At 44.7% G+C, this 16,142-nt stretch carries 12 protein-coding genes and 3 tRNA genes; 12 read left to right on the plus strand and 3 right to left on the minus strand.

Going from position 1 to position 16,142, the window contains the following annotated elements; translation table 11 throughout:
* Positions 1 to 9: 9 nt before the first annotated feature.
* A complete protein-coding gene (locus ACXAFM_RS14415) occupies positions 10 to 978 on the minus strand; it encodes a hydrogen peroxide-inducible genes activator (protein ID WP_474831459.1) in 969 nt (322 codons plus the stop codon).
* 158 nt (positions 979 to 1,136) lie between these two features.
* On the opposite strand from ACXAFM_RS14415, the gene ACXAFM_RS14420 reads away from it, so the two are divergent.
* The 4 genes from ACXAFM_RS14420 (at position 1,137) to betI (ending at position 6,769) form a co-directional block, all read left to right on the plus strand.
* Complete coding sequence (locus ACXAFM_RS14420) at positions 1,137 to 1,790, plus strand: carbonic anhydrase (RefSeq protein ID WP_458731998.1); 654 nt, start codon at positions 1,137 to 1,139, stop codon at positions 1,788 to 1,790.
* Positions 1,791 to 1,801: 11 nt separating this feature from the next.
* Positions 1,802 to 3,439: a SulP family inorganic anion transporter gene (locus tag ACXAFM_RS14425; protein WP_474831454.1), complete on the plus strand. Its 1,638-nt coding sequence runs from the start codon at positions 1,802 to 1,804 to the stop codon at positions 3,437 to 3,439.
* Between the two features lie 258 nt (positions 3,440 to 3,697).
* Positions 3,698 to 6,121: a TonB-dependent receptor domain-containing protein gene (locus ACXAFM_RS14430; protein WP_474831452.1), complete on the plus strand. Its 2,424-nt coding sequence runs from the start codon at positions 3,698 to 3,700 to the stop codon at positions 6,119 to 6,121.
* 72 nt (positions 6,122 to 6,193) lie between these two features.
* Positions 6,194 to 6,769 carry a transcriptional regulator BetI gene (gene betI / locus ACXAFM_RS14435; RefSeq protein ID WP_474831448.1) on the plus strand — a complete coding sequence of 192 codons (576 nt, stop codon included), beginning with the start codon at positions 6,194 to 6,196 and terminating at the stop codon, positions 6,767 to 6,769.
* Between the two features lie 190 nt (positions 6,770 to 6,959).
* Here betI and ACXAFM_RS14440 read toward each other — a convergent pair whose 3' ends face one another.
* Both ACXAFM_RS14440 and ACXAFM_RS14445 read right to left on the minus strand, forming a co-directional pair.
* Positions 6,960 to 9,032 (minus strand): M13 family metallopeptidase, encoded by a 2,073-nt coding sequence (locus tag ACXAFM_RS14440; protein ID WP_474831682.1) that lies wholly within the window; start codon positions 9,030 to 9,032, stop codon positions 6,960 to 6,962.
* On the minus strand, positions 9,022 to 10,311 hold the full coding sequence (locus tag ACXAFM_RS14445; protein ID WP_474831445.1) for a GNAT family N-acetyltransferase: 1,290 nt from the start codon (positions 10,309 to 10,311) through the stop codon (positions 9,022 to 9,024). The genes ACXAFM_RS14440 and ACXAFM_RS14445 overlap by 11 nt, the downstream gene beginning before the upstream one ends.
* Before the next feature lie 119 nt (positions 10,312 to 10,430).
* On the opposite strand from ACXAFM_RS14445, the gene ACXAFM_RS14450 reads away from it, so the two are divergent.
* The 8 genes from ACXAFM_RS14450 (at position 10,431) to ACXAFM_RS14485 (ending at position 16,133) form a co-directional block, all read left to right on the plus strand.
* On the plus strand, positions 10,431 to 10,880 hold the full coding sequence (locus ACXAFM_RS14450; RefSeq protein WP_474831442.1) for a regulatory protein RecX: 450 nt from the start codon (positions 10,431 to 10,433) through the stop codon (positions 10,878 to 10,880).
* A gap of 300 nt (positions 10,881 to 11,180) precedes the next feature.
* A complete protein-coding gene (alaS, locus tag ACXAFM_RS14455) occupies positions 11,181 to 13,778 on the plus strand; it encodes an alanine--tRNA ligase (RefSeq protein ID WP_474831440.1) in 2,598 nt (865 codons plus the stop codon).
* A 134-nt stretch (positions 13,779 to 13,912) separates the two neighbouring features.
* On the plus strand, positions 13,913 to 14,104 hold the full coding sequence (gene csrA, locus ACXAFM_RS14460; RefSeq protein WP_032094439.1) for a carbon storage regulator CsrA: 192 nt from the start codon (positions 13,913 to 13,915) through the stop codon (positions 14,102 to 14,104).
* Positions 14,105 to 14,667: 563 nt separating this feature from the next.
* Positions 14,668 to 14,759, plus strand: a tRNA-Ser gene (locus ACXAFM_RS14465).
* A gap of 37 nt (positions 14,760 to 14,796) precedes the next feature.
* Positions 14,797 to 14,873, plus strand: a tRNA-Arg gene (locus ACXAFM_RS14470).
* 53 nt (positions 14,874 to 14,926) lie between these two features.
* Positions 14,927 to 15,003: transfer RNA gene (locus tag ACXAFM_RS14475), tRNA-Arg, on the plus strand.
* A gap of 149 nt (positions 15,004 to 15,152) precedes the next feature.
* Entirely contained in the window at positions 15,153 to 15,629 is a 477-nt protein-coding gene (locus tag ACXAFM_RS14480) for an acyl-CoA thioesterase (RefSeq protein ID WP_474831436.1), read from the plus strand.
* Between the two features lie 216 nt (positions 15,630 to 15,845).
* Positions 15,846 to 16,133 carry an OadG family protein gene (locus ACXAFM_RS14485; RefSeq protein ID WP_474831434.1) on the plus strand — a complete coding sequence of 96 codons (288 nt, stop codon included), beginning with the start codon at positions 15,846 to 15,848 and terminating at the stop codon, positions 16,131 to 16,133.
* Positions 16,134 to 16,142: the final 9 nt, after the last annotated feature.

A 16,142-nucleotide genomic window follows, 5' to 3' on the forward strand; every position in this document is an offset into this window, starting at 1 on the left:
ATATTTAGATTAACGTTTCTGAGGTGAACTAGACGCGGAGCTAACAATAGTGACTGCGTCAGAAAGACGAGATTCGATGATCTCCTTTATGATAATAGAGATCTCTCTAAAGGTTTTCCTGCCTGGCGCCGTGTTTCTCCATGCCAAAGAGTGCTGACGCTCTATGGGCATATCTGCGATTTCACACACATGCAGTGCTTCAGGTTTGTGTAGCTCTGAATGTATGTAAAGACCAGGCAAAAAAGCCACACCCATCCCCATTACTACCATTTGGCGCAAAGTATCTAGGCTGGTTCCTTCGTAATCACGCTGTAAATCGGCACCAATTTCATCGCAGATACGCTGTACTTGATGGTGAAAATGATGTCGGTCTTCTAGCGTTAGTACTTTTTCACCACTTAATTCTTCTGGTTTAACATAGGCCTCACCCGCTAATTTATGATCGGATGGTGTGACAAATTTCAGCGGCTCTTTGAAAAGTGGCTGGGTTATCAATTGTGAGTTCTCACCCGAAAGTGGCGATAAAATTAAGTCATACTCGCCCCGCAAAAGACCATGCTGTAGGGCATTAGGCGCGCCTTCACGCACGTAAAAGCGCAAGCCAGGTTTACGTTTGTGTAAATCGGGCAAAACGAAAGGGAGCAAATAAGGACCAAGTGTTGGGGGAATACCCAATCGGAATGTCACCATTTCCCCTTGAGACAAGTCACGAGCAATTTCGCCGAACCTCTGAGAGGCCTGTAATACTTCTTCAGCCGCATCTAGCAGCGCTTTACCTTGTGGTGATAAAAGCGTGCCGGTGCGTGAGCGCTCAAATAAAGTTAAGCCTAAAAGGTTTTCCAGTGCACTAATTTGACTGGTCAGAGTAGGCTGACTAATTCCTAGTATTCCCGCAGCCTGTCTGAAGCTCAAGTACTTAGCCACTGCTACAAAATAGCGGATTTGGTTTATTGACGGGGTCTTTCCGTTAAATTGCATGGTGAAAATGGCCTTCTCTTACTAGACTCATAGTTGATGATGTTTTGGTTGTGATAGTATTTAGCTATCGCGAGTTAGTATATTAAACTATTAATCTATCAGGTGAAACTGGCGTAATTACATAATCATTACAATTATTAAAAAATTGGGAGTTATATATGGATCACGTTATCTCTGGTGTGGCTAAATTTCAGAAAGAAGTTTATCCGAACAAAAAGGCTACGTTCCAAAAACTAGCAACCGGCCAAAACCCAGAAGTGCTTTTCATTACGTGTTCAGACTCACGTATCGACCCGAACTTAGTAACACAAACTGACCCGGGTGAACTTTTTATTTGCCGTAATGCCGGTAACATCGTTCCTCCTCACAGCAACCAAACAGGCGGTATGACTGCATCTATTGAATTTGCAGTTGCTGCACTGGGTGTTTCTCACATTGTTATTTGCGGTCACACCGACTGTGGTGCGATGAAAGGTGCGATTAACCCTGAAGCGCTGAGCTCACTACCGCATGTTAAAGAGTGGTTGGGCCATTGTCGTGTCGCAACTGACGTGGTTAAAGAGCGTTGCGGTCATTCTGAACTTTCTATTGATGATTTAGAAGCGGTAACGAAAGAGAACGTTGTTCAGCAAATTCAGCACCTTCGCACTCACCCTGCTGTTGCTGCCAAAATCGCAACAGGTCAGGTTAAGCTTCATGGATGGGTTTATAACATTGGTTCAGGTGAAGTGCTTTACTACAACACTGAGTCTGGTGAATTTGATGTAATGGACGAGTCTACTGCCGAAGCACAACTTGCTCGCGGTGAATAAGGTCTGTAACCATGGTAAAAATTAACCTTTCAAATTTACGTGGCGATTTTACCGGCGGTTTAACTGCTGGTATCGTTGCTTTGCCACTGGCGCTTGCACTCGGTGTTGCGTCAGGCCTAGGCCCAATGGCGGGCCTTTATGGTGCTATCGCGGTTGGCTTCTTTGCTGCACTTTTCGGTGGTACACCAGCTCAGATTTCTGGTCCAACGGGACCAATGGTTGTTGTTCTTGCCGGCTTGTTTGCAAGTCTATCAGGCGACGCCAGCCTTATATTCACCGCCGTGATATTAGCGGGTATATTCCAGATTGTTTTTGGTGTTCTTGGCGTTGGTCAATACATTCGCCTAGTGCCTTACCCGGTAATATCAGGCTTTATGTCGGGCATCGGTGCAATCATCATTATCCTGCAGTTGGGTAGGTTATTGGGGCACGAGCCTCCGGGCGGTACGATTGGCGCGTTGTCCTACCTACCGACCGCACTTGCCGATATCGATTTTGCAACCTTGGCGCTTGGCCTTGGTACTTTGGTTATTGCCTACAAATGGCCACCGCAACTAGGCAAATATGTGCCTGGCGCACTGGCTGCACTAATTATTGGAACACTAGTAAGCCTTGCGCTATCAGTGCCTGTTCTTGGTGACATTCCTACAGGCCTACCAAGTCTGCACCTTCCAGTATTTGACCAAAGTAAAGCACTGCTTATTCTTGAAGCCGCGTTTATCCTAGCTGTGCTGGGAGCCATCGATAGTCTACTTACATCTCTTGTTGCTGATAACATGACGCGTACCCGTCACGATAGTAACAAAGAGCTAATCGGCCAAGGTATTGGTAACACCTTTGCTGGTCTTATTGGCGGTATCGCAGGTGCAGGTGCAACCATGCGTACTGTTGTAAACATCCGTAGCGGTGGTAAGTACAACATTTCAGGCATGGTTCACGCGCTAGTGCTTCTAGCCATTGTGTTAGGTCTTAGTCCGCTAGCGGCGCAAATTCCTCACGCTGTACTTGCAGGTATCTTGGTTAAAGTTGGTTTAGACATCATAGACTGGAGCTATCTGAAACGTGCTCACAAGGGACCACGTTGGGACTTCGGCCTAATGATTATGGTGCTTGCGCTAACAGTATTTGTAGACCTAATCACAGCGGTTGGTGTGGGCGTTGTATTTGCTGCACTTGCATACGTTAAGCAAGTCGCGCAACTTCAAATCGAAGAGCTTAAGAAAATCCCTGAGTCGCTTAACGACCCTAAGGAGAACGAGCTTTTAGAGTCACTCAAAAACAAGGTTTCAATTTTTAGCTTTGGTGGTCCACTAAGCTTTGGTGCAGCCGCAGACTTAGGTCACCACGTTCGTGAGCGCGTGAAGCCGGGTTCTAAAGTCACCATACTAGACTTCTCGCGTGTTCCACTCATGGATGTATCAGCAGCAATGGCAGTTGATACGGTAACATCAGACGCACTTGCAGCTGGTCGACAGTTAGTTATTTGTGGTGCAAACGCTGAGGTCAATAAGGTATTAGAGGGCGTAAACGAAGCACACCCTGGTATACCTAACTTTGAAACCTTGCACGACGCTTTGCTTTATGCAGAAAAGCAAGTAGCCGGGACTGAAAGCAAAAACACCAGTTTTCAAGCCGCCACACAGTCGTAAAGTAATACCAAGGTAAGATAAACCTTTCCCTTTTAGCCCTCACTTACGAGGGCTTTTTTATGCCTACAGATCAGATATTTTCATCTCACGGCTAGAAATAATAGAACGCAAACAAGCTTCCGTGGCAAATTTTGTACTGTTCATCCCTAAATTAATTTGTGAATTTAATTAATTGATTGTTCAATTAAACTTAACCTAAGTGTAACAATACCTACCTAAAGTAGTGTGCAAACAATACACAACTACTTTGGGAAACACATGAAACCACACAATAAATTATCTATAGCAATACTTGCTGCCCTTTCATCTATGGCTGCATCGTCACAAGTTTTGGCGGAAGAGGCGGAACGTGCAGAAGAAGAGCGCATAGAAGAGATTACGGTTGTTGGGCGAAGCGTCTCTTACGCTAACAATGCAACAAGCGATGATATGTTTAAACAACAGGCTAACCTTAGCAGCGTTCTAGCCGCTGTAGACAACCTCCCTGGTGTCCTTATAAACGAAGGTGATACCTTTGGCGCTGATGATTGGTCAACGTCTATCGTTATTCGTGGGTTTCAGGTAAACCTAAACGAACAGCAAATAGGTATGACGGTAGATGGCATTGCCAACGGTAATTCAAACTACGGTGGTGGCGCAAAAGCAAATCGTTATATCGATACTGAAAACGTGAATGGCGTAGAGGTGTCACAAGGTACTGCAGATATCGGTTCTCGTTCTCATGAAGCATTAGGCGGTACGTTAAACTTCACCACCATAGACCCATCCATGGAGCAGGGTTTAGTCGCTAGCGTTACCGCTGGTGAGTTTGATGCGTCAAAATATTATGTTCGCTATGATACGGGCGAAATCTTTAAAGATACCTACGCGTGGATCAGTCTTTCAAGCCAAGAAAGCTCTGACTTTATGCAGCAGGCAGCGGAAAATACACGCGACCATTTAGCGATGAAGTTTATCTCTACCGTCAATGACGTGTCTCTTACAGGTTACCTGTCTTACGACGATACCCACGAAGATAACTACCAGCGTATTTATGGCTTAGCGCAATATGAGCAAAACCCAGACTGGGATCAGTTAACTGACGAGTGGACAGGCGTGCCTTATCAAGATCAGGCATATCGCCGCGGTTGGTCTACGCTACGCGAAAATTTATTCGCCTATTTACAGGCAGAATTTACGATTGGTCAGGTCGACTTTATGACTAACGTGTACTATCACGACAACGAAGGCCGAGGGGAGTGGGTGCCTCCATATATCGTTGATGTTACTGATGACGGCGCAGAAGGCCATTCAGAGCTTGTTGTTGGCAACACGGTATTTGGCGGGCAAGAACTCGGACAAATTTACTTTGTGGATAGACAAGGCAATCAGTTAAGCCCTATTGAAGGTTGTCAAAGTTCACTAACTTTCCCTTATGGCGGTGCAGGTGCACAGTACGATCCTGGCTGTCACGAGCAAGGGGCTATCCCAGTGGGCTCTTATCGTCATACCCACTATAACAAACAGCGCATAGGCCTTAACGCTGATGCCGTTTGGTACACAAAGATTGGCGATTTTGATAATACGGTTCGATTTGGTATTTGGTGGGAAGATTACGATCGTGATGAGTCACGTGACTGGCACAAAATTACCAACTCATCTATCAGTGTAGATTATGACAACGTACCTTATTGGGTGCAGTACGACAGAACATTCCCGGTTGATACTCTAATGTACTATGTGGAAGACGAGCTAGATTTAGGTTTTGCGCGCATCCGTGCCGGTGCTAAGAAGTTTAACGTCGATATTGAAAAAACGGACAACTTTGATTCAGCTAACAACTTATCGGTAAATACTGATTCTGATACGCTATTCTCAGCCGGTATTGTCGCACCATTGCCGTTTGAAGGATTAGAAGTCTTTGCTGGTTACGGTGAAAACTTTGCGGCAATTAAAGACGCGCAGCTAGAGCGCAACGATACTGACCTCCGTTTTATAAAGCCAGAAACAGCTGACAACATAGACGTGGGTTTCCGCTACGCATCACCGGGCTTCAATGCCAGTGTGACCTACTACAATATTGAGTTTAACGACCGTATTCAATTTACCAGCAACGAAACTTCAGAGGGAATAGACTTTCTTGAAGCGGCCGCTGGTGGTTACAAAAACGTGGGCGGTATAGAGTCTAGCGGTTTTGAAATTTCAGCAGACGTTATGCTAACCGATGAGTTCTCGTTGTTTACCTCTATTACTCTAAGCGATTCTGAATACGTTGCTACGGTAGGAAGTTCAGGCACGGAATACGATACGCTTGACGATGCGCTGGCAGCCATTGCTGACCCTGAAAACCCAGAAGTGTCACTGGTAGCTATTGAAGGTAATACGGTTATCGGTACGCCTGACACTATGGCTGTAATTAGCCTTGACTGGGCACGCGATAACTACTTTGCTGGTTTGTCTACAAAGTACGTTGATAGTCGCTACTTGGATATTGATAATGCCGCACAAGTTGATGACTACATAGTTAGCGACTTCTATATTGGCGGTTTTATCGAAAACATTGGCCCAGGTGTTGAAGAGTTGGAAGTGCGTTTAACAGTAAACAATCTTTTTGATGAAGACTATGCGTCTACTATCGCCCCAGGTGCATTTTGGATTGGCGCACCTCGCGCTGTTGCAGTCAACGCACGCTTAACCTTTTAATCGTGATATCATACCTGCGACAGCATAGCGCTGTTGCAGGTTATTTTTAGATTTAAGGTTTGGAGTTGTAGCATGCCCAAGGTGGGAATGGAGCCAGTTCGTAAGAAGCAATTAATTGAAGCAACGCTAGAAGTGATGGCAGAAGTTGGCTATCACGGTACGACGATTAGCTTAATTAGTAAAAGAGCTGGGCTTTCTTCAGGGATAATCAGTCACTATTTCGGTGATAAGCAAGGGTTAATTGAAGCAACCATGCGTCACCTTCTTGATGCGCTTAAAATCTCGCAGCGCATTAATGATCCGCTAGAGCGTATTGACTTCATCATTGAGAACAACTTTTCGCAAACGCAAGGGGCAAGTTCAGCCACCAATACTTGGTTTAACTTTTGGGCGCTATCGCTGCACAATGAAGGCTTGCATCGTTTGCAATGTATTAACCACAAACGCTTAGAACGTAACTTAGCGTTTAGCTATCGCATGTTACTTCAACCTGAACAGGTTAAAAATGCCGCAGCGTCCACCGCTGCACTCATTGACGGTTATTGGCTACGTTATTCAATGGGAAGCGTAGGGAATGGCGACTTTTCTGAGGCTGTAGCCCGCTGTAAGCAGTACGTTCGTGATTTAATTGCCCAATACGGGAAATAAAAAACGCACGGAAAAACAGCACCCCTGCAGACGCGATGAAATATCCAACGTATTGATTTTAAAATATAAAAAGGCGGTAGGACGTAAGTCGTACCGCCTTTCTTATATTTTAAGCAGTTGGTGCCCAACGCATGATGCTATCCGGCGCAGTGAGCCAATATATGGCTCACCAAACTGCTCAATCAACAGGTTACCAAATTCTTACACGCTCTTCTGGCGCAAGATAAAGTGCATCGCCTGGCTTCACATCAAATGCCTCATACCATGCATCGTGGTTTCTTGGCGCTTGAGCACGATAACGGCCTGGTGCGTGTGTACCTGCACGTAGTTGGTTAAGCATGCTTTCTTCGGTGCGCTTTTCTTTCCACACTTGTGCCCAAGCTAGGAAGAAACGCTGGTCGCCTGTTAGGCCGTCAATTACCGGCGCTTCTTTGCCGTTAAGGCTAAGCTTGTAGGCGTGGTAGGCCATAGCTAGACCGCCTACATCGCCAATGTTCTCACCCAAGCTGTTGCGACCGTTTACGAAGTTACCTTCGATAGGCTCGTACTGGCTGTATTGCTCGGCTAGCATGTCTGCTTTTTCTTCAAATGCTGCACGGTCGGCATCTGTCCACCAGTTGCGCTGAATACCGTTTGCATCAGATTTTGAACCTTGGTCGTCAAAACCGTGGCCCATCTCATGACCAATTACCGCACCAATAGCACCGTAGTTTACAGCAGCATCGGCATTAGGGTCGAAGAATGGCGGTTGTAAAATAGCCGCTGGGAATACAATTTCATTGAACGAACTATTGTAGTAGGCGTTAACGCGCTGCGGTGTCATACCCCAGCGGTTGCGGTCAGTTTTTTCTAGCTCGCGCTCTACCGACTGGTCTTGGAAGAAAGTACGCAGGTTGCGCACGTTGCCCACTAAGTCTTTGTCGCTAATGGTTACGCCGTCGAAAGACTGCCACTCGTCTGGGTAGCCAATTTTAGGGTTAAACGCCATTAGCTTTTCTTTGGCGTTAACCTTGGTTTCTTCGCTCATCCAGTCTAGGTTTTCAATACGCTCACCCAGCGCGGTACGCAAGTTCTCAACCAATTCCGCCATTTGCTCTTTTGAGCTTTCTGGGAAGTATTCGTTTACGTAGATCTTGCCAATAGCAAAGCCCAATGATTCAGTGCCAGACATTTGGCTAACTGCGCGCTTCCAGCGAGGACGTGGCTCTTGCTGACCGCTTAGCGTGCGACCGAAGAAGTCAAAATTCGCTAAGTAGATATCTTCTGAAAGGAAGCCAGCGTTATTTGAAATAGTGTGGTATTTCAAGTACGACTTCCAATCGGCTAAGTCAGCGTTGTTAATAATTCTGATAACGTCTTTGACAGGCTCTGGCTGTGAAATATTCAGCTCAGGCACTTTGTAGCCGGTTTGAGCAAAATACGTGTCCCAATCAAAACCTGGGTATGCGTCAGACAATTTACTACGCTCAATTTGATTAAGCGTTAGGTCGCGGTCACGGCGTTTTTCGCGAGGCCACTGAATGTCTGCAATTTGTGTTTCAAGAGCAAGAATGTTCGCTGCTTTTTCTGCTGCGTTTTCTTCGCCTGCAAAATTAAGCATTTCCTCAATATGTGCTACATAAGCTTCGCGGATCTTAACAAAGCGTTCGCTATCGCTTAAGTAATAGTCACGATCAGGAAGGCCTAAACCACCTACACCAACGCTTAGCTGGTATTCGTTCGGATCAAGGCGGTTGTACCACATGCCACCATAAATAGGAGTACTTGAACCCACCAGCCAGCTATTACCAAAAGCTTTGGTTAGGTCAGTTCTATTTTCGATGCTTTCTATCGAAGTTAGTACGTCCTGAATTGGCTCAATACCTTTTTCATTAATGGTATCGGTGTCCATATAGGCAACAAAGAAGTCGTGAACAAGCTGCTCTTCTGCATTTAGCGAAGACTTTTCCATTAGTCCATCAATGATGTTTTTAACTTGCTCTTCGCTGCGCTCAGCGAGGCCAGTAAACGCGCCATAGCGGGTTTTGTCAGCGGGGAGTTCATAGTTGTCGTACCATGTACCACTTGCGTACATAAAGAAGTCATCACCAGGTTTTACTGTTTCGTTGCGTGCGCTTAAGTCAACGCCGAAAGAACCTAGCTCTGCTTCACCTTTCGCCTCAACAGTGCTTTCCTGTGTTTGTTCTTTTACTTGCTCAGGCTGACCACAACCTGCAAGGCCTAAAGATGCCGCAATTGCTACGGCTAAAAGTTTATGTTTCATCATTTTTCTCGTTGTGATTATAAGTGTCGTCGTTAGGTGCAGTGACACTCGTTGTTTTTAAAGTAGGCACAAATTCCTTATTAAACGGTAAAGCATTCCGTGCCTGATTAAAATAGCTTGCGATATGCGGCGTTTCGCGCTGTAAAAAGTCTGCTACAGCACTGTGGAACGATGCATGTCTTAATTTGTGGTGTGAACGGCAATAAATAGGCTCGAAACCTCGAAGTATTTTATGCTCACCCTGGGTTCCGGGGTTGAATAACTCTAGCTTTTTCGAAATAGCAAATTCGATGCCTTCAAAATAGCAGCAGGCAAAATGTAACCCGTCTATTTCTTTAAGTGCTCCCCAATATCTCCCATACAGCCCTGTGTCATCATAGAAAAATAGGGCGCTGGCTACCGCAACTTCATTTTCCATTGCAGTCACGATAAGCATGTTGTCACTCATGGTGTCGACAAGTTGCTCAAAGAACGCATCATTTAAATATCCCACGTGACCGCTGCGTTTTAAATAGGTTGCTTTGTAACACTTTGTGAAAAACTGCAGAATTTCTGGGCTAATTTCACTTCCCGTATGGTGGGTAAATCGAATGCCTCGGTCACTGAGTTTACGGCGACTTTTCTTTATGTCTTTCCTTTTGCGGGATGTCAGTGCGTTAAGAAAATTGTCGAAGTCACCATACCCGTAGTTATGCCACTGAAACTGAACGGCGTAACGAGTTAAGTAACGGGTTGCAGCATGGGTTAAAGCCGAAGTTTGCGTTTCGTCGTTAACCGAAAGTTGTGCCGACGTTCTCTCATTGGGAAATAGGTAGTGAAAAGAAGAAAGCTCTTCCCCAAACGCTGATGCTACATACTCTGTCAAAGTATGCTCCAGTTTCTCCATAAGAGTGTGCGTTAGAGTAACGCTATCATCGCAAAGTATCCTTGGGCCTGTAACAGGGGTGAAAGGGATTGCTGATATCCATTTAGGATAATAGTCGAGCCCGTGCTGTGCATATGCGTTGGCCCATGCATGATCAAATACATACTCGCCATAGCTATGCGTTTTTAGAAAACCAGGAATAATGATGCTGACTTTTTCTTCCTGATCATGGCTTATAGCAATATGGCAAGGTTGCCAACCCGATTCATTTTTACACGAACCGCTGTTTTCCAATGCATGTAAAAACTCATAGGAAAGAAAAGGGCCCGCATTTTTTGCAAGTTGTTGCCAACGCTCTTTCGAAAGCTGTTCGATAGAATCTATTATTGTTATGCGATAGTCAGGTGCTGTCATGCAGTTAATATCATGTAGAGGTTTTGTGCGTAAAACGCTTAGATAGTCGCAATATACGAGTATTTAGCGCTAAAATAACGCGGTTTCTACGTTTAATACAGAAGAGTAAGTTTACAAAAATGTCACAGTTCGATCGAAAAATCATTACCGACGCGATTACTCGCATGCTGGCACGACGAGAGCATAGCTTTAACGAGGTAGTGCGCAAGCTACAGCAGAAAGGAATAGCGAGCGAGGCTTTTATGCCTATTCTGGAGGAATTTAAAGACGCTGATATTCAAAGTGACGCTAGGTTTGCTGAAAGCCGAGCGCGCGCACTGTATTTAAAAGGAAAGGGGCCTCGTGCAATAAAACTAGACCTACAACAATATGGTGTAGATGAGAGTACTGCTGAGCATGCAATGACAGATATTGATGCTGACTGGTTTGAAAGCGCGAAAAAAGTAAAAGAAAAAAAGTTTGGCGAGTTTTATGAAACAGAATTCGCCTTAAGGCAAAAGCAAAAACAATTTTTGCAATACCGTGGTTTTTATCAGGAACACATCGATTATGCGGTTAGTGCTAATTAAACTAAACGTTTCTTTTCGGCCAGTTTTGCCAAGCTCCGCACTTTCATACTAATCACCCAAACGAATATCCGCTATTTTTTACTAAATTAAGGTAAAATTTGGCGGTATCTCGTGCCCTTGCCACTTAACAAAATTGCGCTTTCCGTGGTATTGTTGCGCAAATTTGTGCGCATTTTTATTATTCAAAGAATGGTAATAAGGTATGGCACATTGAGTAATGACGAAATGTCCCGATTATAAGCCTTATCAAACAGGCAATTCGCACGTTTCAAAAATAGAATAAAGGAAGTTAGGTTTTCAATGACATTATCAACTGCTGACTTACGTAACAAGTTTATCGATTATTTTAAAAGCCATGGCCATCAGGCAGTGGCAAGCTCGTCACTGGTGCCGGCAGATGATCCCACGCTTCTTTTTACTAATGCGGGCATGAACCAGTTTAAAGACTGCTTCTTAGGTGCAGAAAAGCGTAGTTATACCCGAGCAGTCTCTTCGCAGCGCTGCGTGCGCGCCGGTGGTAAACACAACGACCTTGAAAACGTAGGTTATACCGCCCGTCACCACACTTTTTTCGAAATGATGGGTAACTTTAGCTTCGGCGATTACTTCAAAAAAGAAGCGATTGAGTTTGCATGGAACTTTCTAACTAAAGAAGTAGGTTTACCAAAAGAAAAGTTACTCGTTACCGTTTACTCTGACGACGACGAAGCGTTCGATATTTGGGAAAACCACATCGGTGTGCCTAAAGAAAAAATCATCCGTATCAGCACATCAGATAACTTCTGGTCAATGGGTGATACCGGCCCCTGTGGTCCTTGTTCTGAGATCTTTTATGATCACGGTGCGCACATTTGGGGTGGTCCTCCGGGAACACCAGAAGAAGACGGCGACCGTTTTATCGAAATTTGGAACCTAGTATTCATGCAGTTTAACAAACAAGCTGACGGTACCATGGAGCCGCTGCCAAAACCGTCTATCGATACGGGAATGGGCCTAGAGCGTATTTCAGCTATTTTACAAAACGTGCACAGTAACTACGAGATTGACCTGTTCCAAAATTTGATTAAGTCAGCTGCATCAATTGTTGGTACTGACGACCTAGAAAATAAGTCTTTGCGTGTTATTGCCGATCATATCCGTTCGTGCAGTTTCTTGATTTGTGATGGCGTAATGCCTACCAATGAAGGGCGTGGCTATGTATTGCGCCGCATTATTCGTCGTGCGGTTCGCCACGGCTATCAGCTAGGTGCAAACGATATTTTCTTCTATAAGCTGGTTGCATCACTGGCCAAAGAAATGGGCGAGGCGTATCCAGAACTTGTCGACCAGCTGCCTGTTATTGAGAAAGTACTGCGCGTTGAAGAAGAGCAATTTAGCAAAACCCTAGCTCGGGGTATGGCTATTCTCAACGATACGCTAGAAACTTTGGAAGGCGATACAGTTCCAGGTGACGTAGTGTTTAAGCTTTACGACACTTATGGCTTCCCTACTGATTTAACTAATGATGTAGCACGTGAGCACGACCTTAAAATTGACGAAGAAGGTTTTGAAGCTGCTATGCAAGCTCAGCGTGCTCGTGCACAGCAGGCTAGCAACTTTGGTGCAGACTACAACAGTAAACTCGCCATTGACCACACAACCTCATTTACTGGGTACACCGATGTAGAAGGCCAAGCGAATGTGGTTGAACTTATTGCCGACAATGCATTCGTAGAAAAGCTAGAAGACGGTCAGGAAGGCGTTGTGGTATTAGATAGCACACCGTTCTACGCTGAAAGCGGTGGTCAGGCTGGTGATAAAGGTGTGCTTCGCGTTGCTAACGGTGAGTTCATTGTTACTGACACCCAAAAAATGGGTAATGCATTTGCTCATAAAGGTATTGCTAAAGGCTCGGTGTCTAAAGGTGATACGGCAACGGCGGCAATTGATTCTGCAAATCGTGAAGCCATCAAAAAGAACCACAGTGCTACCCATTTACTTCACGCCGCGCTGCGTGAAATTCTTGGTGAGCACGTAACGCAAAAAGGCTCATTGGTTGAAGCGCCGCGCATGCGTTTTGACTTCTCGCATTTTGAGGCAGTAACGGCTGAGCAACTTGCTGAGATTGAAAGACGAGTTAACCAAGAAATACGTGCAAACCACACGTTAGCAACTGAACTAATGGATTTGGATGAAGCCAAAGCATCAGGAGCAATGGCGCTATTTGGTGAAAAGTACGACGAAAAAGTTCGCGTGGTAACCATGGGGCCATTCTCTGTTGAGCTATGTGGTGGTACTCACGTTACACGTACTGGTGATATTGGCTTGTTTAAAATTACCAGTGAAGCGGGTATTGCATCGGGCGTTCGACGTATCGAAGCAGTTACTGGCGAGCATGCACTTGAAGTCGTGCAAACCCAACAAGCGACACTGTCTTCATTGTCTGCGTTATTGAAAACAGACAGCCAAAATGTACTTGATCGCGTAGTTTCTCTACAAAATCAGACTAAAGAACTAGAAAAAGCGCTTAATTCTGCGAAACAAAAACTGGCGAGTCAGCAAGGTGCTGATATGCTTAGTAATGCAGTAGAGATAAATGGCGTTAAAGTTCTTATTGCGAATTTGGAAGGTGTTGAAGCGAAGTCATTGCGTTCAATGATGGATGACATTAAAAACCGAATTGGTGAAGGGATCGTAGTATTAGGTGTGGCTAATGACGCGAAAGTGAATCTTATTGCTGGCGTTACTAAAAACCTCACTAGTAAAGTTAAAGCGGGCGAGCTAGTTAACTTTGTCGCATCACAAGTAGGTGGCAAAGGGGGCGGTCGTCCAGATATGGCACAGGCAGGCGGTGACCAGCCTGAAAACTTGGGCCAGGCGCTAGATTCGGTTAACGCTTGGTTACAAGATAAGCTATAATTATTTTTGTGTATAACAGTGAGTTTTTGAAGTGACACAGAAACAGGGAATCGCTGTCGCTACCATCGGGTCGTGCCGTTGGGTTGGCAAATATTAATGGATGATGTTCAGTATTAAGGAACAGGAGCAAGCGAATGCTTATTTTGACTCGTCGAGTTGGTGAAACGCTTATGGTAGGTGACGATGTAACCGTTACCGTACTAGGCGTAAAAGGGAATCAGGTACGTATAGGTGTTAACGCACCAAAAGAAGTTTCTGTGCACCGTGAAGAAATATATATGCGCATTCAGGCAGAAAAAGGCGGTCAGCCAGATTCTGCAGAATAATTGCATTGTACGCTTCATTGGAAAGGTCAGCTTCAGCTGACCTTTTTTGTTTTAAGTGAGTAAATCTTATCGGGCTTTAACGCAAGTCTATTGTTTCAGTTCTATTTCGCCAGAAATGACGTTGTGATGTCTCCCGCTAACGACCAAGTTAAGTCTCCGGGTCGTGCACAGCTTTTTCTAGCACAGTGCCTTCTGGGTGGACGATTTTAAAATCGAGACATTTACTGCTCTATTTGAGATTTTGGAGCGTTTTAAAAGAACTGAAGTAAGTAATTCGAATCAGCGTACTTGGTTATGAACGAATAAATTCAAAACTTTTTGATATTATTTTTGAAAAATTGACTAAATTATTAAGGTGGGTCAGTTAAAACTGCAATGAAGCTGCGCATATTCAAATGCAAATTAACGAGGATCGTTAAATAAAATTCGGTTTAATTGCTTGTATTGCGAACAAATTACTGGTTTTTTGCTCGAATCGTTTAAAATGGCAGCGGGTGAACAATTTCTTTATAAAAAAGGTTTGACTCAGGCCAATGAATCCGTAAAATGCACCCCGCAGTCAAGGAGAGGTGGGTGAGTGGCTGAAACCAGTTCCCTGCTAAGGAACCATACGCATATACGCGTATCGAGGGTTCGAATCCCTCCCTCTCCGCCATTATTCGTTGGCAGTGACGGCCAACAACAAGTTTTGCGCGTGTGTAGCTCAGCTGGATAGAGTACCTGGCTACGAACCAGGCGGTCGGAGGTTCGAATCCTTCCACACGCGCCACTTATTTTAAAGCGTCACCTTTTGAAGTAAAATTCAAAAGAATACAAGTTAACGCGTGTGTAGCTCAGCTGGATAGAGTACCTGGCTACGAACCAGGCGGTCGGAGGTTCGAATCCTTCCACACGCGCCATATTGAATAGCCCACCTCTTTAGGTGGGCTTTTTCGTTTCTGACTCCTTCATCTCCTTATTTCTTTTTACGCTACTTTCGTATAAGCGCGTTGTATGAAATTTGAGCTAAACTTAATGTGTCTGACAGCAGTTAAGCGCGAGGTACGCTATGGCACATCCATCCACTACTTTTCGATTTCTTGCAGAGCCTACCGATGTTAACTTCGGCGGTAATGTCCACGGCGGTATCGTCATGAAGTGGATTGATCAAGCGGCCTATGCGTGTGCTGCTCAGTGGTCGAAATGCTATTGCGTTACGGTATCCGCTAACGGCATACGTTTCATAAAACCTATAAAAGTCGGTCAACTTGTTGAGATATCTGCGTCTCTCGTTCATACAGGTAGCTCGAGTATGCACATTTATGTGGTGGTTAAATCGGGGGACGCAACGGCCAACACAACCACTGTAGCTAACCGTTGTTTCATTACATTTATGGCGGTAGATTGCGACGGCAACCAGGTGATCGTGCCTTCATACATTCCAGAAGACGAGCAGCATATGCAATTAGAATTAGTAGCTATGCATGCTAAAGACTTTGCAAAACGGTTAGACAGCGACTTTACAGAGAATACTGGTTTTCATTAAACCGTGTTTATCTAAAAACTAACTGCGATGCTTAAAGCAACATCTCTCAGTATGCTATTGATACTATGTTTTTGTTGCAAATTTATTAAGTAATTATGCATTAAGTTGCACATTGGTGGGTTTTATTCAAATTTAAGTGGTTTTTTATGCTGTTGTGTTGTGTTTTTAAAAACCTCGTGATACTTATTCAGGTACAAAATAACAACAGGATTGAATATGAATTCGGAATCCGTCGCTAGTTTGCTCATTGAAGCAGGCTCTCTTATGCTCATAGGAATGGTATTTGTCTTTTCGTTCTTGGGGCTGCTTATTGTTGGCATTCATTTAATTGCACGTTTTTGTGAAGCATTTCCAGGTGAAACGCCTGATACTGTAGCGACACGTCCTTCAGCCAACTTTGCTCGAGATAATCAAGCGGTACAACCGGGGATAGACGGTAATGTCATCGCTGCTATTTCTGCCGCAATTCATACCCATCGCCAAAATTCTAAAAATAAAGCCTAATCAGGAGTT

The sequence above is a fragment of the Alteromonas sp. ABD4_190 genome, from assembly GCF_056160105.1.

Bases quoted from the DNA above. Each gene is read 5' to 3' on its own strand.
- ACXAFM_RS14450 (WP_474831442.1), top strand. From the start codon at position 10,431: ATGTCACAGTTCGATCGAAAAATCATTACCGACGCGATTACTCGCATG.
- ACXAFM_RS14445 (WP_474831445.1), bottom strand. From the start codon at position 10,311: ATGACAGCACCTGACTATCGCATAACAATAATAGATTCTATCGAACAG.
- csrA (WP_032094439.1), top strand. From the start codon at position 13,913: ATGCTTATTTTGACTCGTCGAGTTGGTGAAACGCTTATGGTAGGTGAC.
- ACXAFM_RS14485 (WP_474831434.1), top strand. From the start codon at position 15,846: ATGAATTCGGAATCCGTCGCTAGTTTGCTCATTGAAGCAGGCTCTCTT.
- ACXAFM_RS14420 (WP_458731998.1), top strand. From the start codon at position 1,137: ATGGATCACGTTATCTCTGGTGTGGCTAAATTTCAGAAAGAAGTTTAT.
- ACXAFM_RS14440 (WP_474831682.1), bottom strand. From the start codon at position 9,032: ATGAAACATAAACTTTTAGCCGTAGCAATTGCGGCATCTTTAGGCCTT.
- ACXAFM_RS14415 (WP_474831459.1), bottom strand. From the start codon at position 978: ATGCAATTTAACGGAAAGACCCCGTCAATAAACCAAATCCGCTATTTT.
- ACXAFM_RS14425 (WP_474831454.1), top strand. From the start codon at position 1,802: ATGGTAAAAATTAACCTTTCAAATTTACGTGGCGATTTTACCGGCGGT.
- alaS (WP_474831440.1), top strand. From the start codon at position 11,181: ATGACATTATCAACTGCTGACTTACGTAACAAGTTTATCGATTATTTT.
- betI (WP_474831448.1), top strand. From the start codon at position 6,194: ATGCCCAAGGTGGGAATGGAGCCAGTTCGTAAGAAGCAATTAATTGAA.
- ACXAFM_RS14430 (WP_474831452.1), top strand. From the start codon at position 3,698: ATGAAACCACACAATAAATTATCTATAGCAATACTTGCTGCCCTTTCA.
- ACXAFM_RS14480 (WP_474831436.1), top strand. From the start codon at position 15,153: ATGGCACATCCATCCACTACTTTTCGATTTCTTGCAGAGCCTACCGAT.